The sequence below is a fragment of the Ruegeria marisrubri genome, from assembly GCF_001507595.1.
GTDB classification, from domain to species: domain Bacteria; phylum Pseudomonadota; class Alphaproteobacteria; order Rhodobacterales; family Rhodobacteraceae; genus Ruegeria; species Ruegeria marisrubri.
The window spans coordinates 117870-142810 of the sequence record NZ_LQBQ01000035.1; the positions used below are offsets into that span (position 1 = coordinate 117870).

A 24941-nucleotide genomic window follows, 5' to 3' on the forward strand; every position below is an offset into this window, starting at 1 on the left:
GCGCCGCTTGCCTCACTCGATCTGAACCGAAATCCGGTCCGAACGCCCCTTGGCGTCGATGACGACGAGCGAGGCGTAGCCCCGTCCGGGATTGGGGATCTCGAATTCACGCTGGCGGATGCCGGTCGCAAGGGGCCGGCCGTCGGCCAGCAGAGAGTATGGCCCCGCGCCGCCCCGCAGCTTGATGGTCAGCGCTGAACCGTCCATTGCCAGCAATGCGCCGTCAGGCGGAAAGAGCAATTGCGGCGCGCCCGGATCGCGCTGGAACGCGGCAGATCGCGGTCGGAAGCGTTGCAAGGGCGGCGGCAGATCGGCGGCCTCGACCGTCAGAGTTTCGGGCGGCGGCGGGGGCAGCGGGTCGAAGGCGGGCTTCAGCACCCCGAAAGCCTCGAACAGCAGGGGCGCGGCCAGGTCGGCGCCAAAAGCCCCCGGAACCGGCGTGCCGTCGGCGCGGCCCAGCCAGACGCCGATCACGTGACGCCCGTCATGGCCGATCGCCCAGGCGTCGCGGTGCCCGTAGGAGGTGCCGGTCTTGTAGGCCAGGACATGCGACGGTGCGCCGGGCGGCGGGGCCAGCCCGGACAGGATGTCGCTGACCTGCCACGCGGCGCTTCGGGACAGGACGCGCGCCGTGTTTTCGCCGCCCTCTGACAGGTCATGACGCAACACCGGCCCCTGCCCGCCGGCGGCGATCGCCGCATAAAGCTGCACAAGGTCGCGCAGGCTGATGCCGACGCCACCCAGCGAGATCGCCAGACCCGGGGCTCCGCCGGGCAGATGCGGTGTCACCCTGGCGCGGCGCAGCGCGGCGATGATCCTGCTTGGTCCCATCTCGTTGGTCAGGCGCACGACGGGGATGTTGAGCGACAGTTGCAATGCCTCGCGCACACGGACATCGCCCCGGAACATGCCGTCGAAGTTGCGCGGCGCGTAGCGGCCGAACATCACCGGGCCGTCGTGGATCAGGGTCTCGGGATGCGCCAGCCCCCGGTCGAAGGCCAGCCCGTAGATCAAGGGCTTCAGCGTCGATCCCGGCGAGCGCGGCGCGATCGTCATGTCCACGAAGCCCTGCCGCGCATCGCCATAGCCCGCAGAGCCCACCGAGGCGAGGATATCGCCCGTCGCGACATCCGCCACGACCACCGCACCCGAGATCCGCGGCCCGGCCTCGGCCGCCGTCCGGGCGACCAGCCGTTCCATCCGGGCCTGCAGGCCGGCTTCGACGGTCAGGTCATGAGCGGCGCGGTTCGGAGCCTCCGCCCGCGCCCGGTCGGCCAGATGCGCCGCCAGACGAGTCACCGGCCGCATCCGCGCGGGCAGAACATCCTGCATCGCGGCGCTTGCGTCACCGTCGGGCAGAACACCTTGCCGCGCGGCCCGCGCCAGAACGCGGTTCCGCGCTTGCTTGGCAGACAGGGGATGTCGATCAGGGCGCCGCGCTTCGGGCGATTGCGGCAGGGCGACCAGCAGGGCGGCCTCGGCCGGGGTCAGGCGCCGGGGTTCCTTGCCGAACCAGGCCAGCGTCGCGGCGCACACCCCTTCCAGATTACCGCCATAGGGGGCGTGGGTCAGGTAGAGCGACAGGATCTCGTCCTTGTCCAGCCGCCGCTCCAGCGCCAGCGCCACGCGGATCTGGCGCAGCTTGCCGCTCCACCTGCCGGTCGGGCCGTCCTCGAGCAGCCGCGCCACCTGCATGGTCAGGGTCGACCCGCCCGAAACCGTCCGCCCGTTCCACAGGGCCTGACCCGCGGCGCGCAGCAGCGCCAGCGGATCGACGCCGGCATGAGAGCGAAAACGCTTGTCCTCGTAGCGCAGCAGCATCGTGACAAAGGCAGGATCCACCGGACCGGGGCGCAGCCGCCAGAGCCCGTCCTCGACCGGGTAGGCGCGCAGCAGGGTGCCGTTGCGGTCCCGCACCTCGACCGAGGTTTCGGCCAGAACCGGCGGCAGTTCGGTCCGGTCGATCCAGTCGTCTGCGGCGTCGCGCGTCAGCCCGGCAAGGAACAGGCCCGCGGCAAGGCCCAGCAGCAGCCGGGCCGGGTCAGGCATCGACCCAGCCTTCCCAAAGCCCGGGGTAGCTGGTGACAAAGCCCGACTCGTGGAGTTCGAGCTCGGCCTCGAATTGCGCTGAACTGTAGCGGACCCTGTCCGGCGCGAGGCGGCTGTAGAGCTGCTCCAGCGGCTCGATGCGCTGGAAACCGGGCCGCAGCCACCCGGCGCAGACCTCGGCGCTTTGCCCCTCGGTCAGGGACAGGCGCCGCAAGGGCAGCAGATTGGTCGCCGGGGTAAAGCAGAGATCCAGATCAATGCAGTCGCGGGTGTTGTCCTGCAATTCGTCGTTGAGCAACCAGCCCTCGGCTGTCCGATGCAGCCGCAGGGCAAGTTCGCGGTCGCCGATGCGGCCGCCGACATCGGCCGAGAGGCTGACCCAATCGGGATCGCAGCGCACATCGTAGGTGAGGTTCGCATCCATGCCGTCCTCGTGCCATGTCGCCTGCCCCACCAGCATCCAGCCGTGGTCCAGACGCGACAGGGTGCAGCGGTCGGTGCCTTCCTTGTCCAGCCGGCGCCAGTGGCCGGTGGCTATGGCGGTGCGGCCGGTCATCTTACGCTGACCCTCCCGGTGTCGGTCCAGGCCCGGTAGCGCGGGCGATACATGTCCTCGACCGAGGCCGCCGGATGGTGGAAGGTTCCGGGCGTCACCGCGCGCGCGACATAGGCCAGGGTGACGCGGCTGGCATCCTCGGTGTCGACCGCGGCAAGGAAGCGGTCCGAGCGGAACTCGGCATGGGTTGCCTCGGACAGATCCAGCCAGTCCAGCGCCCGCACGTCTCCCGAGCGCAGCAGGCTGGGATTGTCGATCTCGAAACCGGCCGGCAGCGGGTCATTCACCATCAGCCGCGCCCCGCCGGTCTCGAAGGGATCGACCGTCAGGACGGTTACGAAACGCTCGCCCGTGGCAAAGTCGCCGCGCTCCAGACGCTCGCCCTCCAACGAGAAATACTGCCGGGTGAGCGCATAGCCGGTTCCGCCTGCGGCGGGGGCCGTTTCGGGAATGCCGGTCACGGTCAGCGTGATCTCGGTGGCCCGGTCATCGGCGGCGGTGACGTTCAGCGTCTCCGCTGCGTCACCTGCCAGCACCTGGACGAACGGCCCGGTGACCTCGGCCCCGTTCACCCGCAGGCCGGACTGCTCGGGCGTTGCCACCAGCGCCTGCGCGGCCAGCAGCGACCACGCGGCCTCCTGCGTTGACAGGGTGCCGCTCGCCATGCCGATCCGGGTCACCAGCGCGTCGCGATCCACCACGTTGCTGCCCGCCTCGGCCGCCAGCGCCAGCAGCCCCGCCGTATCCCGCAGCGCGGTGCCGTAATCGTCGCGCCACAGGGCGGGTTCGGGGCCGGTCTGACCGGCCGTCATGCGGGCCGCGCGGGCGAACATCGCGTCGGCCCGGGTCTGATCGCCGTAATACGCCAGTGCCGCGCCCAGTTGCGCCGCCGCCAGCGGGGTGTTGAATGCATCTGCTTTCACATCCGCATAATAGCGCAGATCGCCCATCGATGCAGCGCCCTCGCGGGCCAGCACCATCAGCGCATAGGCGATGTCCTCGCCGCCATCGTCGAAATCCGGGCTGTAGTTGACCTGGTTGCGCAGGTTGTCCATCGCCTGCGCAAAGGCCTGATCGGGCACCGCATACCCCTGCGCCCGCGCGCGGGACAGGAAATCGCTGACATAGGCATCCAGCCAGAAGTATCCGCCATCGGCCCGCCACGGGCCGAACGCGCCTTCCGAGGTCTGTCGGGTCAGAACGCTGCGGATCGCGGCATCGATCCGGTCGCCGATATCCGGCCCGCTGCCCAGCCCCGTGGCCTGGGCGACAGACGAGAGATAGAGCAGCGGCAACGCCTGGCTGGTGACCTGCTCGGTGCAGCCATAGGGGTAGCGATCCAGCATGTCCAAAAGGCCCGGCGCGTCGAGCCGGGCAAGCGGCCCGGCCGAGAGGATCGCCTTGGCCGTCTCCTTGCGGAAGCCGTCGAACACGTCGTCCGAGAACAGCAAACTGTCTCCGCCCGCCAGCGAAAAGCGCCGTGTCCGGGCCACGACCGGGTCATTGGCGCGCACCGGCAGGGTGAGGCTCTGCGAAAGGATCTGACCGTCTGGTGTGGTCACGGCCACCTCGATCCGCGGATCGCCGGGCGCCACGGCGCGCACGGGGATCTCGAACGCCGCCTTGCCGCCTGGTTGCAGAGAGAACGTCGCGGGGGCCGCGCCCAGTTCCAGCCCCGCCGAGGCGGTCACGGCCAAGGCCATCTCTCCGGCAGACCCGTCGGCATGCACCATCTCCAGCAGGATTCGCGCCGCGTCGCCGGGGGCGAGGAACCGCGGCAGGCTGGCGGTCACCACCACCGGGTCGCGGACGATCATCTCGGCCTCGGCCTGTCCGACCGCGCTGCGGGACCACGCGATCGCCATCAGGCGCACGGTGCCGTTGAAGGCGGGCAGGGGCAGGTCGATCACGGCCTCGCCGCTGGCGTCCAGTTTGACCGGGCCGCTGAAGACCGCCATCAGCTCCTGCGTCGGCGGCGGCGCCTGCATCCGCAACCCGGCACCGGCGTCGCCGCCCGAGCGGACGGTGCCCATGGCCCCGTTCATGCCGTCGATCAGGCGTCCGTAAACATCGCGCAGGTCGACACCCAGCCGCCGCTGTCCGAAATAGTGCCCCTTTGGGTCGGGGCTTTCAAAACCGGTCAGGTTAAGGATGCCCACGTCGACGGCGGCCAGCGTCAGCCAGACCTCCTCGCCCCGGGCCGCGTTTTCGACCCTGATGCGGGCTTTCTGGGTGCTGCGCGGCGTGGTCACCTGAGGAACGTCGATCGCGACCGACAGGTCCTTTCCGACCGGCTCGACCGAGGCATGGGCCACGCCGAGCGCACGGGCCGGGTTCTGACCGGCCGAGACATCCATGGGCCGGATCACCGTGGCGGTGACATAGGCGCCGCTGCCCCAATCCTCGGTTACCTCGATGGGGATGACGCTCTCGCCTTCGGGCACCTCGATCATGTGGCGCGCGATCAGCCGGTTCGACAGCACGTCGATCTGGGCTACACCCGCCATGCGCGGAACGATCCTGAGCTGCGCCGTCTCGCCGGGGCGATAGCTGTCGCGGTCGAGCGACATCTCCAGCCGGTCGGGCGTGGCCGAGACATCCGCCGCCTGATACCAACCCGCCTGGAAATCCACCGCCGCGGCGGCATAGGCGCCGTCGAGACGTTCGACCACCAGTTCGTATCGGCCCCAGTCGACGGGATGACTCAGCGCCAGCGGGTCCGTGCCCAGATCGGCCTCGCCCGTGGCGATCCGGCTGCGGCGGGTCGTGGGCTCCCAGTTCCAGTTGCCGTAGAGCTGATACCACTGATAGCGGGTCTCGATCCGGTTCAGCGTCCAGCGCACCCGCATGGGGCTGGGCGACAGGTCCGGCGACAGGCCGATGATGCGGAATTCGGCCTCGGCCCCTTCGGCTACCACGTCCTCGAACATCGGCCGGATGCCGATGACCGGGCCCTGTGGCTGAACCGGGGCGCTCAGGCGGCGCTCGACCGGGCGGGCCGAGCCGTCTGCCAGCCGTACGATGACGGTGGCCTCAAGCGGTTTGCCCTCGGCCTCGGACACGGGGATTTCAATCGGAACCGTGGCAACGCCCTGCACGTCGGTGCGGCTGCCGCCGAACTGGCTGCTGCGGGCGTTGGCCTCGTCATCGTAACGCCCAAAGCGGTAGCCTTCATAGGCTTCCAGCGTTTCCGTTGCCCGCAGGATCACTTGGCCGTCGATGGCCAGATCCGAGCCGGGCGCGCCAAACAGATACCGTGCCTCGATGCGCAGCGGCGGACTGTCTCCGGGGCGCAGGGCAGTGCCGGGCAGGGACAGGTCAAAGTCGATGCGCTCGGGCAGGAAATCCTCGACCAGAACCGATCGGCTGGCCAGCACCGGGCCTTCGGGGTCGGACTTGATCTCGACCCGCCATGTGCCGCGCGGGACATCCGCCGCGACCGGCAGGGCAAAGACATGGCCGCCCGCATGGCCGCCGCCCGACACGGCCCGCCGGTATTCGACGCCGTCGGGGCGGCTGAGAATGGCGGTCAGCGGCAGGCTTTCGACGGCGCGTGCTTCTCCGTCGCGGCTCAGCGCGGTGACATGGATGGTTTCGCCCGCGCGATAGGCGCCCCGGTCGGTGCTCAGGAACACGTCCACCGGCCCGGCGGGCGCACGCCCCGCGACACCGCGATCCGACAGATCGAAGGCCGGGTCGATCAGCGACAGAAAGCTGAAATCCGCATCACCCTCCGAGGCCATGATCAGTGCCGGCGCGGCGGCCCCCTTTCCGCGCGTCAGGCCGGGTTCGAACAGGGCCTGCCCCTGTTCGTCCGTTTCGGTCCTGGCGATCACGGCATTGGCCCGCGAGATCAGGGAAACCTCGATACCGGCCCGCGGTGCGGCATCGTTCAGGCCGCGCACGACCACATGCAGCCCGTCCGTGCCCGAGACCGAGCTGATGCCCAGATCGGACAGGACGAACCATTGCGTCGCGCCGGGATCGTCATAGGGATCGGCTCCGGGAATGCGGGCGGTCAGCGCATAGATCCCGGCGGGCTGGCCCGCGATGGCCTCTGCCATCGGCAGGCGCGAGGTCATGTCGCGATTGAGTTCCGATGGCACCTCGGCGGTGCCCGTCCAGACCTGTTGCGCGATCTCGTTCGAGAACACCCGGTCCTGCCACTGGCTGAGCGGGCGGCCAAAGAACCCGTCCTGCACCGCGCGCAGCAGGTTGCGGTCGCTGATCCGGCGCAGCGCCAGCTCCAGTTCCGTCAGGTTGACCGTCTCGACGGGCAGAGCCGCATCGGCCGATTTCGGCAGAACATAGCTGCGGCCGGGAAAGCGGACCGCGGGCGCGCGGTCGCGGACGTAATGCGTCAGGTCCACGTCCTTCAGCAGCACCTCGCCCGACGCCGCAGGCAGACCCTTGCGAAACGTGATCCGGTACCGGGTTCCGTGCGCGACACCATCGACGCAGAGCTGGCGACCCTCGGCCTGAACCACGAGGTCCGGTTCGGGCAGTTGCACGAAGGGCTCGTAATCCACGCCCGCCTTGACCAGCGGCTCGGAGAATTCGGCACAGATGCGCGGCAGGGCCGCGTCGCTTTCCACCGAACTGTCGATCATGCGAAAGCCGTATTTTCCGACGGCCTCTTCCAGGGCCGCCAGAATGTCCGCGCGCGGTTGCAGGCCTTCGGCCAGCCGCAGGGCCGATACCGTATCGCGGCCCCGATCGAGTTGTTCCAAAGCCCGGGACATGACCTCGAGCGCGTTGACCTGCGCGGCCGGGGTTTTAGCCCGCAGATAGCCGTTGATCGCAGCCGACAAGGCCCGTTCCACCCGGGCCTGGTGGCGGTTCCCGCTGTCGTCCGATGCGGCAAGCGACAGGTAGGCGTATTCGGTCCACAGATCGGCGCGGTCGGTGATCGAGACCGCCGCCCCGGTCCAGGCCAGCGCATCCGTCAGGTTTTCCGACGCCTCGGCGGCTTTCAGCACCGCCTCCAGATCCAGCCCGCCGCCGGGATGCCGCAGCCCCAGATCGCGGGCGAGAGAACGGGCGCGCCCGAAATCGTCATCGTCCAGAAATGTCAGGTCCCTCGCGCGCTCGACAGACAGTGCGAGGACATCCTGCCCCGTCGCCACCTTGCGGGCCGATATCGCGCCCTCGTAAGGCTCCTCCTGGCTTGCACCGCTTTTGGGGAAACAGGCGTTCGAGCGACTGTTGAACGTGAAGGCCGCGCAGTCCCGGTTTGCCGAACAGGCCCGCACGCAGGAGGGCAGATCGGTGTCGAACAGGGCATCCAGATCCGAGCCATGGAAGTCGGCGTCGCGCGTCGCGACATAGCGAAAGTCGGTGGTCGTGCCCTCGGCCATGAGGCTGGCCGCGAAGAAAATACACGAAACAAGAAAAGCGGTTGCAGAAAATGCAGTGGATCGCATCGGAGTCTCCTGATTTGCCGGAAGGGTCGCACGGGCCTTCGCGACTTTGCAACGGTGCGCAGGCGGAATTCGGCACTTAAGCACTTCTTCATCGAAGCGTGGGACCTTGCCGGAGCAAGACTAGGGGAACTGGTGATGAGCCTTGCCGAAAAACTCGCGCAGGAACGCCGCGCGCGGCTGGCCGCCGAGCGCCTGTTGCAGTTGAAGCAGGCCGAACTCTCGGCGGCGAACCGCAAGCTGGGCCAGCACGCGCTGGCCCTGACAAGGGAAATCGGTGAAACGCGGGCCGAGGTGGCCAATGTCAGGGTCGAAAACGAGAAGGTAAAGACCGATCTGACCGAAGCACATGCCAAGATCGAGATTGCCGAGCGCCGTTTGTGGCATTCGATTCAGACCATTCAGGACGGGTTTGCGGTTTTCGGCAGGGATGACCGGCTGATCTGCGCCAACACCGCCTATCTGAGCGTGTTTGACGGTCTCGACGAGGTCGCGCCGGGCATTTCCTACACGCGCATCCTCGAAATCCTGACCGAAGAGGGAATCGTCGATCTTGGTGAAACGCCTGCCGATGAATGGCGCGCCAGGATGCGGGACCGCTGGCTTTCGACCGATCCGGCACCCACTGTCATACAGCTCTGGAACGGTACCTGCATCAAGCTGATCGACCGGCGCGGTCCGGAAGGGGACGCGGTGAGCCTTGCTCTCGACATCACTGCGACGGTGCGGCACGAGGCGGAATTGCACGCTGCCCGCGAAAGGGCCGAGGCGGCGAACCGGGCGAAATCGGCCTTTCTTGCCAATATGAGCCACGAGATCCGGACACCGCTGAACGGCATCGTCGGCATGGCTGAGCTTTTGGCCGAAGGCACGTTGGACGAAGAGCAGCAGCTTTACGTCAACACGATCAGAAACTCGGGCGAGGCGCTTCTGGTCATCATCAACGACGTTCTGGATTATTCGAAGATCGAGGCCGACAAGCTGTCTCTGCACAGCGACGCCTTTGATCTCGAGCGTTGCATTCACGATGTCGCCATGCTCTTGCAGCCAGCCGTTCGGGGCAAGAGGTTGAATCTGCTGGTTGACTACGACCTGTTCCTGCCGACGCGCTTCATTGGTGACGCCGGGCGGATCCGGCAGGTGCTGACCAATCTGGTGGGCAACGCAGTCAAGTTCACCTCTCAGGGGCACGTTCTGGTCCGTGTGACCGGCGTTCCGGACCCCGACAGCGAAAGCTGTCTGGTGCATGTCGCGATCGAGGACACGGGGATCGGCATCGCACCGGAAAAGCTGGATCACATTTTCGGAGAATTCAACCAGGTCGCGGACGCCCGCAATCGCCAGTTCGAGGGCACCGGGCTGGGGCTTGCCATCACCCGGCGTCTGATCCAGTTGATGGGCGGCAGGGTCTGGGCCGACAGCGAAGAGGGCAGAGGGTCGTGCTTCGGCTTTCGCGTGACATTGCCGACCGCCGGGGGGGCACAGCCAATTCCACCCCGCATAGAAGGCAAGCTGCGCCACGTGCTGGTGGTGGATGAACTGGCGGTGAACCGCGGGATTCTGGAAAAGCAGTTGGGCTGTCTGGGCTCCCGGGTGACGTCCTGCCGATCCGGGGCCGAGGCGCTGGCCTTGATCGACGGCAGCGTCAAACTGGTGCTGTGTGATCATCAGCTGGCTGACATGGAAGGACTGGCGCTGGCCAAAGCCCTGCGCGACAGCGGTTGGAGAGACGTTCCGTTCATCCTTCTGTCCTCCAATCCGGGTGCGGTTCGGTCCGATCCTGCCCGTGGCCTGATCCAGGGGGTGATGCAAAAACCCATCCCCCGTGCCGAGTTGTTCTCGCGCCTGTCAACGCTCGGGGACGCGGTGCTGCATACGCCCCAGACCACCGATGCCAAGGCCGAAGGGTCAAGCACGCCGCCGGCGGTTCAGTCGGATCCGGGGCGGCGGGCGATGCGGCTGCTTGCGGCCGAGGACAACCGCACCAACCGGCTTGTGTTCGGCAAGATGGTCAAGGACCTCGACATTGAACTGCGCTTTGTCCGCAATGGGCGCGAAGCGGTGGCGGCCTATACCGAGTTTCGGCCCGATCTGATCTTCATGGATATCTCGATGCCGGAAATGGACGGCAAGCAGGCGACCAGGGAAATCCGGCGGATCGAGGCGGAAAGCGGCACGCATGTTCCCATCATCGCCCTGACCGCCCACGCCGTTTCCGGAGAGTTGGAGGGCATCCTGTCGGGGGGACTGGATCGTTGTCTGAGCAAACCGCTGCGCAAAGCGGAACTCCACGCCATGATCGAAGAATTCTGCCCAAGTTGTGCGCGGCCGGTTCACCGGAACAAGGAGGAGCACGCGCAAGACGGCAAGCGCGGCGAAACCACCGGCACGCAACCGGATCAGTCTACCGTTCAGGCCTGATAGGGGCGGACGAAGACCGGCTTTTCCGGCTCGGACAGGTCTGCGCGATAGACATAGCCTCCGGTGTCGAAATCGGTCAGAGAGGCGGGATCGGTCAGCCGGTGCTGGATGACATACCGCGCCATGGCGCCGCGCGCCTTCTTGGCAAAGAAGCTGACGATCTTGGGCGTGCCGCCCTTGTCCTCCATGAAGACCGGGGTAATGACCCGCAGCTTCAGGGCCTTGGGGTCGACGGCGCCGAAATATTCCTGGCTGGCGCAATTCACCAGCGTATCGGTGCCCAGTGCCTCGGCCTGCGCGTTCAGCGCCTTGCTCAGCCGGTCGCGCCAGTAGTCATACAGGTTCTTGCCGCGCCGGGTCTTCAGCCGGCTGCCCATTTCCAGCCGATAGGGTTGAATGGCGTCCAGCGGGCGCAGCAGCCCGTAAAGCCCCGACAGAATGCGCAGATGATCCTGCGCCCAGGCCAGTTCCTCGGCCTCCAGCGAGGCGGCTTCGAGCCCCTGGTAGGTGTCGCCGGCAAAGGCCAGCGCGGCCGGGCGGGTTGCCTCGGGCTGCGGCGCGTCGGCAAAGGCGCGGAACCGGTCGCGGTTCAGCCGGGCCAGATCGTCGCTGAGGCTCATCAGCTTTTTCAGATCCCCCAGCGTCAGGTTGCGCGCGGTTTTCGCCAGCCGGATCGCGTCGTCCTGAAAATCGGGCTGGGTCGGTGCCACGTCCCGCTCTGCCCAGTCCAGCCGCTTGGCCGGAGAGATCACCACCAGCATGTCTGCCCCCTTGTTCGTGCCTGCCCGTCGATACCTAGCCCGCTGCGCGCAGCACGTCCAGAAAGGCGGCCGCGAAACGTTCGGCGCGGCGGTCGCCCAGAATCTGCTCCAGCGCGCGTTCGTCTCCGGGGCGCATCTGCGCCACCTTGGCCAGTTGCGCGGCAGAGCAGCTCAGCGGTTTGTCGATCCCGTCCGGGCCTCGGGCCAGTTGTGCCTGCACCTCGAGCAGACGGTCGTAGATATCGCCCTGTTCGCGCCCGGCCAGCTTGCGGCGCGCCGGATGCAGCGCCTGCGCCTCGCCCGCGATCACCTCTAGGAAGGTGTCGCCGTATCGGTCCAGCTTTTTCGCGCCGACACCGCCGATCCGGGCCATCTCGTCCAGGGTCATGGGGCGTTTTTCCGCCATCTCGATCAGCGTGCGGTCGGGGAAGATGACATAGGCGGGCACCCGGGCGGCCTCGGCCAATGCCCGGCGCTTGGCCTTGAGCGCCGACAGCAGGGGCGCGTCCTCTTCCGAGACCATCATCTTGACCGCGGGCCGTCGGGTGGCCTTGCGCAGCGTGTCCTTGCGCAGGGTGATCTGCGCCTCGCCCTTCAGGATCGGCTTGGCGGCCTCGGTCATGCGCAGCGCGCCGTGGCGTTCGGGGTCGGGGCGCACCAGGTCGTGGCCCATCATCTGCCGGAAGATCGCCTGCCATTGCGGGCGCGACCAGTCCTTGCCGATGCCGTAGGTGGGCAATTCGTCATGCCGCCGGGCGCGGATCTTGTCGGTGTCATTGCCCAGCAGGATGTCGATCAGGTGGCCAGCGCCGAACCATTCCTCGGTGCGCAGGATCGCAGACAGGGCCATGCGCACCGGGGTGGTGCCGTCGAACAGCTCGGGCGGGCTGTCGCACAGGTCGCATTTGCCGCAGGGCTGGGCCTCTTCCCCGAAATAGCCCAGCAGGGTCTGCCGGCGGCAGTGCAGCGCCTCGGCCAGACCCAGCAGCGCGTTCAGGCGGGCATGGTCGGCGGCGCGGCGCTCGGGCGGGGCCAGACCCTCGTCGATCTGGCTGCGGCGCAGGCGGATGTCGTCGGGGCCGAACAGGGTCAGGGTCTCGGCCGGCCCGCCGTCGCGTCCGGCGCGGCCGATTTCCTGGTAATAGGCCTCGATCGATTTCGGCAGGTCCGCATGGGCGACCCAGCGGATGTCGGGCTTGTCGATGCCCATGCCAAAGGCCACGGTGGCCACCACGATCAGCCCGTCCTCGCGCGCGAAGCGGGTTTCGACGATGCGGCGGTCCTCGGCCTCCATCCCGCCGTGATAGTGGCAGGCGCTGTGGCCCTGTTCGCGCAGCGCCTGCGCCAGCACTTCGGTCTTGTTGCGGGTGCCGCAATAGACGATGCCCGACTGGCCGCGGCGGGCGTCGGCGAAATCCAGGATCTGCTTGCGCGGGCTGTCCTTGGCGGCAAAGGCCAGGTGGATGTTCGGCCGGTCGAAGCCACGCAGGAACTTGCGCGGGGCCATGCCGTCGAACAGTTTCTCGACGATCTCGTCCTGCGTTTCCGCATCCGCCGTGGCGGTAAAGGCGGCCAGCGGCACGCCCAAGGCGCGGCGCAGCTCGCCGATCCGCAGGTAGTCGGGGCGGAAATCATGGCCCCACTGGCTGACGCAATGGGCCTCGTCCACGGCGATCAGGCCGACATTGATCCGCCGCAGCATCCCCAGCGCCGACCCGGCCGCCAGCCGTTCGGGCGCCATGTAGAGCAGTTTCAGCCGCCCGGCCTCGAGCGCCTCCCACACGGCGTCGGTTTCCTCGGGCGTGTTGCCCGAGGTCAGCGCACCGGCTTCGACCCCGGCCTCCTGCAATGCGCGCACCTGGTCGCGCATCAGGGCGATCAGCGGCGAGATCACCACCGTGACTCCGTCGCGCAGCAGCGCGGGCAGTTGATAACACAGGGATTTGCCGCCCCCGGTGGGCATGATGGCCAGCACGTTCTCGCCGGCGGTCACGGCATCGACGATCTCTTCCTGCCCGGGGCGGAAGTCATCGAATCCAAAGACATCTCGCAGCAGAGGCGCGGCGTCGAACATGTGCGGGGGTGCCCTGTTTCAAGATTTGACTGCTCTTGAACGGACAATCACACAGTCGGAATCGGGGAACAAGAGGTCAGTAGAAATAGGCCATGTTGTTGATCAGGACGATCCGCAGCGCATAAACGGCGATCAGCAGCACCAGCGGCGCCAGGTCAATCCCGCCCATCGGTGGCAGGATGCGCCGGATCGGGCCGTATAGCGGCTCGAGGATGCGGTTCAGCCCATACCAGATCTGCGCCACGAACTGCTGATGCAGGTTCAGCACCTGGAAGTTGATCAGCCAGCTCATGATCACATGGGCCAGGATGAAGAACCAGACCACGTCAAGGACCAGCAACAGGATTTGGATCAGCGACAGCATGGGAACCTCGTTTTCCGCGTTGATCCGAGACCTAAGCAGAGCAGGCGGAAAGGGCAAGGGCCGATAGGCAAATGCGAAAGATCGCTGTCGCGTTACTGCGTCAACCGCAGTTTCTTGATCGACGAGGCGATCGAGGTAAAGGCCTTTTCGATGTCCAACCCTTCCACGTCGTACACATGGCTGGGAGAGCTGGCGCAATCGCTGATCAACTTGAAGCCGGACGCCGGTGCCTCGAAGGCAATCCCGTAGACGATGATGCCCTGCCGCTTGGCGGCCCGGCACACGTGTTTCGAGCGTTGGTCCTTGGCCTTCCAGTTGATCTTGGAAAAGGCGGCCTGATACCATCTGCCCCAGTTGTTCGGCAGGAATCTGTAGTTGTATTCCGCGTTCCAGGCGAGAGACGCGCGTGCGAACAGCTCGGGATATGTCAGGCGGACTGCGGTTCCCTTTTCGTTGTCGCCGTAGGGGTGGTTGGCCCACTCGCCCCGTCGGCCGGGACGGGGCCAGTAGTAATTCTTTTTGCCTTGCGAGTGATACACCGAATACCGCCCGGCCGTTTTGTTGTACCAGACATCCGACAGCCCCGAGCGCAGGGACGGGTTCAGCAGATACTGATCGGTGTTCTGGCCGTCGGTCATCACGATCACGACCTTGAGTACGTCCTCGTCGTAGTTGACCGGGCGATTGGCGAATTCAGCCGGAACGATGCCGTCGGCGCTGAGGTCGCCCACGATGTCGCGCATGCTTGGATCCAGCAGGGCGACGCCCCATTTCATGCCGATGTCGATGGACGTGTTGCCCTTGGCGGTCAGCGCGTCGATCTGCTTGTTCAGCACGGAAATGTTGTTGGTCAGCGGCGTGATGGCGCTGCCGTCGCGCACCGGGCAGACCGGTATGTCTATGACGCCTTCCGAATAGGTGAACGGGTCGAAATGCGCCGCGCGTTCAAGGCGGTCGCCCCGGTGCAGGTCGCTGTCGCTGAACTGTTCTGGGATGAAATTCACGCAGTGCGAATAGTCATGCTCTTGCGTGACATTGGTGAACTTGTCCAGCAGCGCCTCGCCCACGTTGACCTGCGAGGCATAGGGGATGATCGAAATCGATGTGTCGGTCTGGTCGGAGTTCTTCAGAATCTGCGCGACGAACTCCTTGGCCGCGGTCTTGAGGTGCGAGAGCTTGGTGCGACCGCTGCCACGCGCCGTTTCGCCCATCGAGCCGGAAATATCCAGAACCAGAGAGATCTCTACCGCCTGTACGGATTCCTCCGCGGTGCTGGCAGTGTTGGCCGTCAGCGAGTCGACACCGGACAGATGCATGAACTGGGTCGGGAAGCCGTATTGGGCGACGGCAGTCACCTTTCGGAACCCCAGCCCTTCCTTCACCTGCACGGATTTCAGGCTGTCCGGAAAGCCCGCCTTGTCCAGATAATCCTGAACGACCGATTTGGGCGACAATTCCTGATCGAGATCCGCGGCAGCCAGAACCGCCCGGTCCAGGGTCGTCTGCAAAAGCGCTCTCTCGCGCTCGAACCGCATCAGGTCGATGCCGATGCCGGCCGTCATCAGGATGATCAGGAAAATGAAGACCCCGAGAATCGTCATCGAGCCTTGTTCGCCTTGCAAGGCCCGCAGAAAATCCGGGTGGGGTTGCCGCCGATGGCATTTTTCGCCGCCGGCCCGTGTGCGGTGGAGTGGTCTCATATCGCAATGCACTGCAATCTATACGGAAAATCTCGGTGTTCCGATGAATTCGTTAGAAATGGAGTGTGACGAGAATTGGGCATTTGGGTTAAAGGCTACAACTTTAGATAGTTTATTACGCGAGGTAAGCCATCTATGGGTGTTGAAGCTGTCTGCGCAATTCGCGGCCGAATACTGCATGGACAACAAGGACGCAGGCCGGTTTCATACTCAGGAAAGGCTTGCCACTGCGCTAGGCCGCCGCCCATAAGTAAGAAAGAAACAACGAGGCGGGCATGGCAGTGATTTCAAAGCGCAAGCGCATCTGGGGCTGGTGGTTTTTCGACTGGGCCAGCCAACCCTATCACACCCTGCTGATCACCTTCGTGTTCGGTCCCTATTTCGCCGGGGTCGCGGCGGAATACTTCGCCAACACCGGGATGGATGCGCAGGCCGCCGCCGCGCAGGCACAGAGCGTCTGGGCGCGTTGTCTGACCATCACCGGCCTGATCATTGCATTCGGCGCGCCTCTGTTCGGGGCGCTGGCGGACGTGTCGGGGCGCAGGATACCGTGGATCTTTGGCTTTTCGGTCATGTATGCGGTTGGTTCGGCGGCACTCTGGTTCACGATGCCGGACGGGTCGAACATGTGGCTGATGCTGTCCGCCTTCGGCCTGGGCTTCGTGGGGGCCGAATACGCGCTGATCTTCATCAATTCGCAGCTGCCCGATCTGGGAGACGATCACGAGGTCGGCGAGATCTCGGGCTCGGGCTTTGCCTTCGGCTATTTCGGCGGCTTGCTGTCGTTGGCGATCATGCTGGCGCTGTTCGTCGAACAGCCCAACGGCAAGACACTGATCGGGCTGGACCCGCTTTTCGGCCTCGACGCCAGCCAGCGCGAGGGCACGCGTTTCGTCGGCCCCTTCACCGCGGGCTGGTTCGTTCTGTTCATGGTGCCCTATTTCCTCTGGGTCCGCGACGGTGAGCGCGCGTCAAAGCCGGGCAGTTTCGGGGATGCGCTGCGGCTTCTGGGGAAATCCGTGGCCAACCTGCGCCACCGCACCAGCCTCAGCGCCTACCTGGGATCGTCCATGTTCTACCGTGACGCATTGAACGGGCTGTACAGCTTTGGCGGCGTCTATGCCCGGCTGGTGCTGGAATGGGACCTGATCAAGATCGGCGTCTTCGGCATCATCAGCGTGCTGGCCTCGGCGGTGTTCGCCTGGATCGGCGGCAAGCTGGACCGCAAGTTCGGACCCAAGCCTGTCATTCTGGCGACGATCTGGATCCTGATCCTGGTCTGCAGCACGATCGTGTCGATGGACCGGACGCAGATCCTGGGCATCGCCCTGCCCGAAGGATCGAGCCTGCCCGACATGGTGTTTTTCGGCTGCGGCATCCTGATCGGCGGCATGGGCGGCATCCTGCAATCGGCCAGCCGGTCGATGATGGTGCGCCACACCGACCCGGCCGCCCCGGTCGAAAGCTTCGGTCTCTATGGCCTGTCGGGCCGCGCCACCGCCTTTGCCGCGCCTCTTTTGATCGACATTGCCACAGTGGCGACGGGCAATGCCCGGCTGGGGGTGTCGCCGATTGTTCTGTTGTTTATTCTGGGACTGTTTCTGATGCGCTGGGTCAGACCTGAAGGGGACCAGACCTGATGATTTTACTGCGAATTTTGACCATTTTAGGAACCTTGATTCTGGCCAGTTCGGTCGGCGCCGAACCCTTGGCCAAACAGCTGTTCGGAGCGCAGAAGGCGGCCTCTCGGCAAAAAAGCGCCGCTTACGGCAGCTATTCCAAGGGTTGCGGGGCGGGCCTGGTCCAGTTGCCCGAGACCGGGCCGACATGGCAGGCCATGCGCCTGTCGCGCAACCGCAACTGGGGGCATCCCGAGGCGATCGACTTCGTGCAGGACCTGAGCCGCTACGCGGCCAGCCTCAGGGGGTGGAGCGGCCTTTACATCGGCGACATCAGCCAGCCCCGCGGCGGCCCGATGTTGACGGGGCATCGCAGCCATCAGATCGGGCTGGACATCGACATCTGGATGCGCCCGGCCAACAACCTGCGCCTGTCGCGGCAGGCGCGCGAGAACATCTCGTCGATCTCTCTGCGCCGCGCGGGCGGGGCCTATGTCAACGACAACTGGACCGGAAAGCACCACGCGATCCTGCGCGCGGCGGCCAAGGACAGGCGTGTCGCCCGCATCTTCGTCTTTCCGGGCGCCAAGGTGCGGATGTGCCAGGATGAAACGGGCAACCGCGCCTACCTGCGCAAGATCCGCCCGTGGTGGGGGCATCACTATCACTTCCATGTGCGCCTGAAATGCCCGCGCGGCTCGCGCGGTTGCGTCGATCAAGCCGCGCCGCCCAAGGGGGACGGATGCGCCGAGGCGCAGCAATGGGTGAACAACATCCTCAACCCGCCGCCACCCGACCCGAATGCGCCGCCTCCGAAAAAGCGCCGGGAATACGTGCTGGCGGATCTGCCGAGCCAATGCGTCTCCGTTCTGCGATCCAACTGATCACGGCCCTTCTGATCGCCGGGTCCGCGCAGGCGCTCGATGTCAAGAAGGCGCAATGGATCGGCAGCTACACCCTGCGCCATGACGCGGCATGGTTCGGTGGTCTGTCGGCGCTGGAACTGTCCCAGGGCGGCCAGCGCGCCACCGTGCTCAGCGACCGGGCGACCATCGCCACCGCCCGGATCCATCGCGAGGGGGACAGCATCACCGCGGTCGAGATCGAACGGAACTGGCCCGTGCGCTCCAGCAAGGACCGTCCGTTGCTGGGTCCTGCAGGCGACTCCGAAGGGCTGGCGATCGCCGATGACGGCACCATCCATATCTCGTTCGAAGGCGTTCACCGCGTGGCCCGCTACACCGAGCTTGGCGGCCGCGCCCATGTCCTGCCCCGCCCTGCCGCATTTCGGGATCTGGCGGCCAACGGTTCATTCGAGGCGCTTGCGATCGACGGGCAGGGCAGGCTCTACACCATGCCCGAGACGAACCGGACCCGCGACAACCGCATTCCCGTCTACCGCTGGAACGGGCGTGACTGGTCGACCCCGTTCACCCTGCCGCCACGCGGAGGCTTTCTGCCGGTGGCCGCGGATTTCGGGCCGGACGGCCGGCTCTATGTCCTCGAACGCAAGCTGTCCCTGATCGGCTTCCGCGCGCGCCTTCGCAGATGGGAGATCGCCGACGGCCTGCCACGGGCCGAGGAAACGCTGTTCGAGACGAATGGCGGCACCCATGACAATCTCGAAGGCCTGTCGGTCTGGCGTGACGAGCATGGACGGCTCAGGGCCACGATGATCTCGGACGACAATTTCCTGCCTTTGCAACGCACCGAGCTGGTGGAATACATCCTGCCCGGGTGACTTGCGAGCCGTTGCCGGAATGGGTAGAAGGCCGCCTTTGTAAAAAACAGGGCATCGGAACATGAAGCGCGCGCATATTCCCGGCATTCTCGCCATGGCCACCATCGTGGTGGCCTCGAACATCCTGGTGCAGTTCCTGTTGCTCGACGGTCTGCTGACCTGGGGCGCGTTCACCTATCCCTTCGCCTTTCTCGTCACCGATGTCATGAACCGGGTCTATGGCGCGGGCCCGGCGCGCAAGGTGGTCCTTGCCGGGTTCGTCACGGGCGTCGTCTGTTCGCTGATCGGCAGCCAGATCATGCTGCAAGGCGACGGCTACACCTACGCCGCCGTTCCGCTGCGCGTCGCGGTGGCCTCGGGCACGGCGTTTCTTGCGGCGCAGCTGACCGACGTGGCCGTGTTCAACCGCTTCCGCGGCGGCCGCTGGTGGCGCGCACCGCTGGTCTCGACCCTGGTCGGCTCGGCGTTGGACACGGCGCTGTTCTTCACCATCGCCTTTTCCGCCTCGATCACGCTGTTCGGCCCCGCTGCCGATGCCGCGATCAGCTGGGCCTGGGAGGCTTCCCCCTTCATGCTCACCGGCCCCGAGGCGCCGCTCTGGGTGTCGCTGGCCTTTGCCGACTGGCTGGTCAAGCTGCTTTTGGCGCTGGTCGCGCTGGTCCCGTTCCGGGTCATCGTGCGCTGGCTGGACCCGTCATCGCGCCCCACCTGACCCTTCCCGACGCTGCGCGCCGCCTGTAAGGTCAGGCCATGTTGCGCGTGACCGACGATATCATCCTGCAGGACTGGGAACTGACCGAGAGCTTCATGCGCGCCTCGGGGCCCGGCGGGCAGAACGTCAACAAGGTGTCGACCGCCGTCGAACTGCGCTTCGAGGCGGCGCGGTCTCCCTCCCTGCCCGAGCCGGTCAAGTCACGGCTCAGGCGTCTGGCCGGGCGGCGCTGGACCAAGGACGGCGCCATCGTGATCCAGTGCGACGAAACCCGCTCGCAATCGCGCAACCGCGAGATCGCCCGCGAACGTCTCGCCGACCTGATCACCCGCGCCCTGGTCAAGCCCAAGCGGCGGATTGCCACGAAACCCACACGTGGTTCAGTCAAGCGACGGCTGGCTGCCAAGAAGGCGCGGGGCGAGGTCAAGGCGCTGCGCGGAAAAGTCTCCGAGGAATAGTCTGGCATCTTTCCGGCACGTTGCTACTCTTCGCCCGAGGTCCGAGAGAAGAGGGGAGGCAAGGCCATGAGGCTGGAGGGAAAAACCGCGATCGTCACCGGCGGGGCATCAGGGTTCGGGGCAGGCATCGCCGCCAAGTTCCTCGCCGAAGGCGCGCGGGTGATGATCGCCGACATCAACGTCGCCGCCGCGCAGGACAAGGCCGCGGAACTCGGGGCCGGCACGGTGGCGCAACAGGTGGACGTTGCCGACGGCGCATCCGTCGAGGCGATGGCGCAGGCGGCGCTCGACACTTTCGGCCACCTCGACATCCTCGTGAACAACGCGGGCGTCACGCACCTGCCGACCCCCCTGGAGGACGTCAGCGAAGAAGACTTCGACCGCGTGTTCAACGTGAACATGAAATCGGTCTACCTGACCGCCCGCGCCCTCGTGCCGCACATGAAAGGCCGCGGCACCGGTGCGATCCTGAACGTCGCCTCGACCGCCGGCCTTTCGCCGCGCCCCAAGCTCAACTGGTACAACGCCTCCAAGGGCTGGATGATCACCGCCACGCGCACCATGGCGGTGGAACTCGCCCCGGCAGGCGTGCGCGTCAATGCCATCTGCCCGGTGGCGGGCGAAACGCCCCTGCTCAAATCCTTCCTGGGCGAAGACACCCCCGAGATGCGGGCCAAGTTCCTTGCAACCATCCCGATCGGCCGCTTCTCGACCCCCGAGGACATGGGCAACGCGGCCTGTTTCCTCTGCTCGGACGAGGCCAGCATGGTGACCGGCGTCGCGCTCGAGGTGGACGGCGGCCGCTGCATCTGACCCGCGTCTTCATCTGGCCCCAAATACCCCCGCCGGAGGCAGCGCGCATCAGCGCGCTTTCCCGCAGAAAAGGACGAGACCCCCATGATCCCCGGACCGAAGAACCTGATCACCGATGTCCCCGGCCTGCTGGTCGGCAATGCGCAGGATGACCGGCTGAAATCCGGTGCCACCGTCCTGACCTCGGACCGGCCCTTCACCGCTTCGGTCCACGTCATGGGCGGCGCGCCCGGCACCCGCGAGACCGACCTTCTTGCCCCGGACAAGTCGGTGGCGCAGGTCGACGCCATCACCCTGTCGGGCGGTTCGGCCTTCGGGCTGGATGCCTGTTCCGGTGTCTCCGACGGGCTGCGGGCTAAGGGGCGCGGATTCCGGGTGGCCGACGCGATCATTCCCATCGTTCCGGGGGCGATCATCTTCGACCTGCTGAACGGCGGCGACAAGTACTGGGCCGAAAACCCCTATCGCGCCCTGGGCCGCGCCGCGCTCGACGCGGCATCCGACAGTTTCGCGCTGGGCACCGCGGGGGCGGGGACCGGCGCGCTGACGGCGATGCTCAAGGGCGGGCTGGGCTCAAGCTCGCTGGTGCTGGAAGACGGAACCACGGTCGGCGCGCTGGTGGCGGCCAACCCGATGGGCAGCGTCACGACACCCGGCGACCGGCATTTCTGGGCCGCCCCGTTCGAGATCGGGGACGAGTTCGGCGGGCTCGGCCCCGATCCTTCGGCCGGACTGGGGCGCAGGCTCGAAAGCCGCCGACTGGAACTGATGGAGGCGCAGGCATCGGAACGCGCCAACACGACCATCGCCATCGTCGCCACCGACGCTGACCTGACCAAGGCCCAGTGCCAGCGCATGGCGGTTGCCGCCCATGACGGGATCGGACGCGCCACGGTGCCCGCGCATTCCCCCAGCGACGGCGATCTGGTGTTCAGCGTCAGCACCGGGGAACGTCCGATGACCCTGCCCGAACGTGATCTCGCGCTCGTCGGCCACGCCGCCGCACTCTGCCTCGCACGTGCCATTGCGCGGGCCATCTATCTGGCAACCCCGGCCGACGGCGATCTTTTGCCGACCTGGTCGTCCATCTCTGGCAATCAATGACTGTTTTGGCCCGCGAAAGCTGCGACATGCTGCCCGAGCGCGGCAATCTGCCGGTTGACTGATCGTCGATCCGGCCTCTGTCTTGTGCAATCTGAGATTCAACGGAGATTGTGCCATGAACCGAATTGTTGCGTCCGCCATCATCGCCGTTCTGGCGGTGCCCGCCTTTGCCGAGGGGGATGCCGCGAAAGGTGAAAAGGCGTTCAAGAAGTGCAAGGCCTGCCACACCATCGAGAACGACGCGGGCGAGGCCATCGTCAAGGGCGGCAAGACCGGGCCGAACCTCTACGGGGTTGCCGGGCGGCCGGCTGGTTCGGTCGAAGGCTTCAAATACAGCGACAGCCTGGTCGCCGCAGGTGAAAAGGGTCTGGTCTGGGATGAAACCACCTTCGTGGAATACACCCGCAACCCGAAGGAATTCCTGCAGACCTATCTCGAGGATTCCGGCGCCAAGTCGAAAATGACCTTCAAGCTGAAAGAGGGCGGCGAAGACATCTTCGCATTCCTGCAAAGCGTCGCTTCCGAGTGACGTAACGCCTGAGTTTGATGCTCCGAAAGGTCGCAGCCCCTGCGGCCTTTCGTGCGCTTGATCGGGGCATGGATCGCCGCCAATTTGGTGTCCAAAGCAGGCCGGTTGCAGTGACGCCGGTCCGTCGATCAATCCGTTTTGACGCAATCGCAGGGTCGCCAGGCCATCCCGAAGTCCGTGCAAGACGCCCATCCGGCGCAGCGGCAGCAGGAGAAACCAGAATGGGAATCATGATCCCCGCATGGGTCGAAGGCGAACTGACCCCGGTGGACAAGCTGGAAGCGCACGAAAAGGGCCTCAAGCACAAGGCCGTGTCCGTCTTCGTCGTGCGCGGCACCGAGATCCTGATGCAGCGCCGGGCGTTGGGGAAATACCACACGCCGGGCCTGTGGGCGAATACCTGCTGCACCCATCCGGACTGGGATGAAACCTCGTCGATCTGCGCCGTGCGCCGCCTGCAGGAAGAGTTGGGAATCACCGGGCTCTACCCGGAATACCGGCACCGGCTGGAGTATCATGCCGATGTCGGCAACGGCATGGTCGAGAACGAGGTCGTGGACGTGTTCCTGGCCCATGCCCGTCGCCCGCTGAAGATCGAGCCCAATCCCGACGAGGTGATGGAGACCCGCTGGATCGACTACCACGACCTGCTGGCCGAGGTGAAACGCCACCCCGAACGCTTCACCCCGTGGCTCAAGATCTACCTGCACAACCATGCCGACACGATCTTTGGCCCGGACCTGATCATTTCCGCCAAATCCTGAGGCTTGAACCTTTCCCCTTGGCCTGCTTCTCTGCCCCGGAGGTTAGGGGAGTGAGGCCATGACCATCTTGATCGCGGGGGGCGGCATCGCCGGGCTCAGCCTGGGTCTGACATTGCACCAGATCGGGGTTCCGTTCCGCATCTACGAGGCGGTGCGCGAGATAAAGCCGCTGGGCGTGGGCATCAACCTGCAACCCAACGCCGTGCGCGAGTTGCTGGATCTGGGGCTTGGCGAGGAACTCGACGAGATCGGCGTCAAAACCCGGCAATACGGGTTCTATTCCAAGCTGGGCAAGACCATCTGGGAAGAGCCGCGCGGCACCTGGGCCGGCTATGCCTGGCCGCAATATTCCGTCCATCGCGGGCATTTCCAGATGATGCTCTATCGCGCGCTGCTCGACCGGGCCGGCCCCGACTGCGTGGTGACCGGCGCGCGCGCCACCGGCTTCGAGGACACCGGTGACGGCGCGACACTGCTGCTCGAGGATGGCCGCCGCATCGAGGGCAGCCTGCTGGTGGCGGCCGACGGCATCCACTCGGCGATCCGGGCGCAGATGTATCCCGACGAGGGCGAGCCGATCTGGAACGGCCGTGTCCTGTGGGATCCCACGACCCGGGCGCCGGCCTATTTCGGCGGGGCCGCGATGGTGATGATCGGGCATGACGACCTGCGGCTGGTGGCCTATCCGATCTCCGACCCCGACCCGGAGGGATACGCCACGATCAACTGGATCGCCGAGAAGCGCTTTCCGCTGGATGCCGCGTGGAAGAAAGAGGACTGGAACCGCGCCGCCGACATCAACGATTTCCTGCCCGATTTCGAAGACTGGCGTTTCGACTGGATCGACGTGCCCGCCCTGATCCGGGGCGCCGAAGTGGTCTATGAATACCCGATGGTGGACCGCGACCCGCTGCCGCGCTGGACGCATGGCGCGGTGACGTTGATGGGCGATGCCGCGCATCCGACCTATCCGGTGGGCTCGAACGGCGCCAGCCAGGCCATCATCGACGCCCGCGTGATCGGGGCGAAACTGCTGCAACGGGGGGTGGCTCCCGGCGCGCTGGCCGCCTACGAGGCCGATATCCGCCCCGTGACCACCGCCGTCGGGCGGGCCAACCGGGCCGGTGGCGGGCCCGATGGCGTGTTGCAGCAGGTCGAGGACCTGTGCGGAGGGGATTTCGAGGATATCGAGCAGGTGATCCCGCGCGCCGATCTGGCCGCGCACGCCGAGAAATACAAGGCCGTCGCGGGCTTTTCGATCGCGGAACTCAACGCCCGACCACGGACCATCCCCGAAGGCGCCCGGATCCGGGTCTGACGAATTGCGGCCGGCGTGGCTTGCAAGCGCCGCGCAGGCCGCCTAAATCAACGCGTCATGGCCAAGCAGAAAACAGACCCGAACTACAAGGTGATATCCGAGAACCGGCGCGCCCGCTTCGATTACGCGATCGAAGAGGATGTCGAGTGCGGCATCGTGCTGGAAGGGTCCGAGGTCAAGGCGCTGCGCGCGGGCGGGGCCAACATCGCCGACAGCTACGCAGCGGTCGAGGATGGCGAGCTGTGGCTGGTCAACAGCTATATCCCGCCCTACGAGCAGGCCAAGGTGTTCAAGCACGAAGAGCGCCGTCGCCGCAAGCTGCTGGTCTCGCGCAAGCAGTTGGCGGACCTGTGGAACGCGACCCAGCGCAAGGGCATGACGCTGGTGCCGCTGGTGCTGTATTTCAACCACAAGGGCCTGGCCAAGGTGAAGATCGGCATCGCCAAGGGCAAAAAGACCCATGACAAGCGCGAAACCCAGGCCAAGCGCGACTGGTCACGCCAGAAACAGCGATTGCTGAAAGAGCAGGGCTGACGCC

At 66.1% G+C, this 24941-nt stretch carries 19 protein-coding genes; 12 read left to right on the forward strand and 7 right to left on the reverse strand.

Annotated features, from left to right (window positions below; translation table 11 throughout):
• Window positions 1-12 precede the first annotated feature (12 nt).
• Genes pbpC through AVO45_RS14790 form a run of 3 tightly spaced genes read right to left on the reverse strand, consistent with a single transcriptional unit; the run spans window position 13 to window position 8028 of the window.
• Window positions 13-2049: a penicillin-binding protein 1C gene (gene pbpC / locus AVO45_RS14780; RefSeq protein ID WP_068348308.1), complete on the reverse strand. Its 2037-nt coding sequence runs from the start codon at window positions 2047-2049 to the stop codon at window positions 13-15.
• The gene (locus AVO45_RS14785; protein ID WP_068348310.1) at window positions 2042-2605 is read right to left on the reverse strand and encodes a putative glycolipid-binding domain-containing protein; all 564 of its coding nucleotides are present in this window, start codon (window positions 2603-2605) and stop codon (window positions 2042-2044) included. The genes pbpC and AVO45_RS14785 overlap by 8 nt, the downstream gene beginning before the upstream one ends.
• Window positions 2602-8028, reverse strand: coding sequence for an alpha-2-macroglobulin family protein (locus tag AVO45_RS14790; protein ID WP_082688819.1), 5427 nt, complete (start codon window positions 8026-8028; stop codon window positions 2602-2604). The genes AVO45_RS14785 and AVO45_RS14790 overlap by 4 nt, the downstream gene beginning before the upstream one ends.
• Before the next feature lie 135 nt (window positions 8029-8163).
• On the opposite strand from AVO45_RS14790, the gene AVO45_RS14795 reads away from it, so the two are divergent.
• Complete coding sequence (locus tag AVO45_RS14795; RefSeq protein ID WP_082688820.1) at window positions 8164-10446, forward strand: response regulator; 2283 nt, start codon at window positions 8164-8166, stop codon at window positions 10444-10446.
• On the opposite strand, the gene yaaA is transcribed toward AVO45_RS14795, so the two are convergent.
• The 4 genes from yaaA to AVO45_RS14815 form a co-directional block, all read right to left on the reverse strand.
• Window positions 10437-11207, reverse strand: a complete 771-nt coding sequence (yaaA, locus tag AVO45_RS14800) for a peroxide stress protein YaaA (RefSeq protein ID WP_068348312.1) — start codon at window positions 11205-11207, stop codon at window positions 10437-10439. The two genes, AVO45_RS14795 and yaaA, sit on opposite strands and share 10 nt — an antisense overlap.
• Before the next feature lie 34 nt (window positions 11208-11241).
• Window positions 11242-13281, reverse strand: coding sequence for a DNA helicase RecQ (recQ, locus tag AVO45_RS14805; protein WP_068348314.1), 2040 nt, complete (start codon window positions 13279-13281; stop codon window positions 11242-11244).
• A gap of 76 nt (window positions 13282-13357) precedes the next feature.
• On the reverse strand, window positions 13358-13645 hold the full coding sequence (locus AVO45_RS14810) for a YggT family protein (RefSeq protein WP_068348316.1): 288 nt from the start codon (window positions 13643-13645) through the stop codon (window positions 13358-13360).
• A gap of 92 nt (window positions 13646-13737) precedes the next feature.
• Window positions 13738-15246 carry a pilus assembly protein TadG-related protein gene (locus AVO45_RS14815; RefSeq protein WP_068348318.1) on the reverse strand — a complete coding sequence of 503 codons (1509 nt, stop codon included), beginning with the start codon at window positions 15244-15246 and terminating at the stop codon, window positions 13738-13740.
• A 374-nt stretch (window positions 15247-15620) separates the two neighbouring features.
• Between AVO45_RS14815 and AVO45_RS14825 the strand changes: the two genes are divergently transcribed.
• From AVO45_RS14825 to smpB, 11 genes are all read left to right on the forward strand, one after another.
• On the forward strand, window positions 15621-16985 hold the full coding sequence (locus tag AVO45_RS14825; protein ID WP_068348322.1) for an MFS transporter: 1365 nt from the start codon (window positions 15621-15623) through the stop codon (window positions 16983-16985).
• Window positions 16985-17848 (forward strand): penicillin-insensitive murein endopeptidase, encoded by an 864-nt coding sequence (gene mepA, locus AVO45_RS14830; protein WP_068348324.1) that lies wholly within the window; start codon window positions 16985-16987, stop codon window positions 17846-17848. Before AVO45_RS14825 ends, mepA begins: the two co-directional genes overlap by 1 nt.
• Window positions 17821-18705 carry an esterase-like activity of phytase family protein gene (locus AVO45_RS14835; protein WP_068348327.1) on the forward strand — a complete coding sequence of 295 codons (885 nt, stop codon included), beginning with the start codon at window positions 17821-17823 and terminating at the stop codon, window positions 18703-18705. Before mepA ends, AVO45_RS14835 begins: the two co-directional genes overlap by 28 nt.
• 61 nt (window positions 18706-18766) lie before the next feature.
• Window positions 18767-19417, forward strand: a complete 651-nt coding sequence (locus AVO45_RS14840) for a queuosine precursor transporter (protein WP_068348329.1) — start codon at window positions 18767-18769, stop codon at window positions 19415-19417.
• 38 nt (window positions 19418-19455) lie between these two features.
• The gene (arfB, locus tag AVO45_RS14845) at window positions 19456-19875 is read left to right on the forward strand and encodes an alternative ribosome rescue aminoacyl-tRNA hydrolase ArfB (protein WP_068348331.1); all 420 of its coding nucleotides are present in this window, start codon (window positions 19456-19458) and stop codon (window positions 19873-19875) included.
• A 66-nt stretch (window positions 19876-19941) separates the two neighbouring features.
• Window positions 19942-20688, forward strand: a complete 747-nt coding sequence (locus tag AVO45_RS14850; RefSeq protein WP_068348333.1) for an SDR family oxidoreductase — start codon at window positions 19942-19944, stop codon at window positions 20686-20688.
• A gap of 84 nt (window positions 20689-20772) precedes the next feature.
• Entirely contained in the window at window positions 20773-21792 is a 1020-nt protein-coding gene (locus tag AVO45_RS14855; protein ID WP_068348335.1) for a P1 family peptidase, read from the forward strand.
• A 115-nt stretch (window positions 21793-21907) separates the two neighbouring features.
• Window positions 21908-22321 (forward strand): c-type cytochrome, encoded by a 414-nt coding sequence (locus tag AVO45_RS14860; RefSeq protein ID WP_068348337.1) that lies wholly within the window; start codon window positions 21908-21910, stop codon window positions 22319-22321.
• A 221-nt stretch (window positions 22322-22542) separates the two neighbouring features.
• Entirely contained in the window at window positions 22543-23085 is a 543-nt protein-coding gene (idi, locus tag AVO45_RS14865) for an isopentenyl-diphosphate Delta-isomerase (protein ID WP_068348339.1), read from the forward strand.
• A 58-nt stretch (window positions 23086-23143) separates the two neighbouring features.
• Entirely contained in the window at window positions 23144-24403 is a 1260-nt protein-coding gene (locus AVO45_RS14870; protein ID WP_068348341.1) for a flavin-dependent oxidoreductase, read from the forward strand.
• A gap of 57 nt (window positions 24404-24460) precedes the next feature.
• Window positions 24461-24937 (forward strand): SsrA-binding protein SmpB, encoded by a 477-nt coding sequence (smpB, locus tag AVO45_RS14875; RefSeq protein WP_068348343.1) that lies wholly within the window; start codon window positions 24461-24463, stop codon window positions 24935-24937.
• Window positions 24938-24941: the final 4 nt, after the last annotated feature.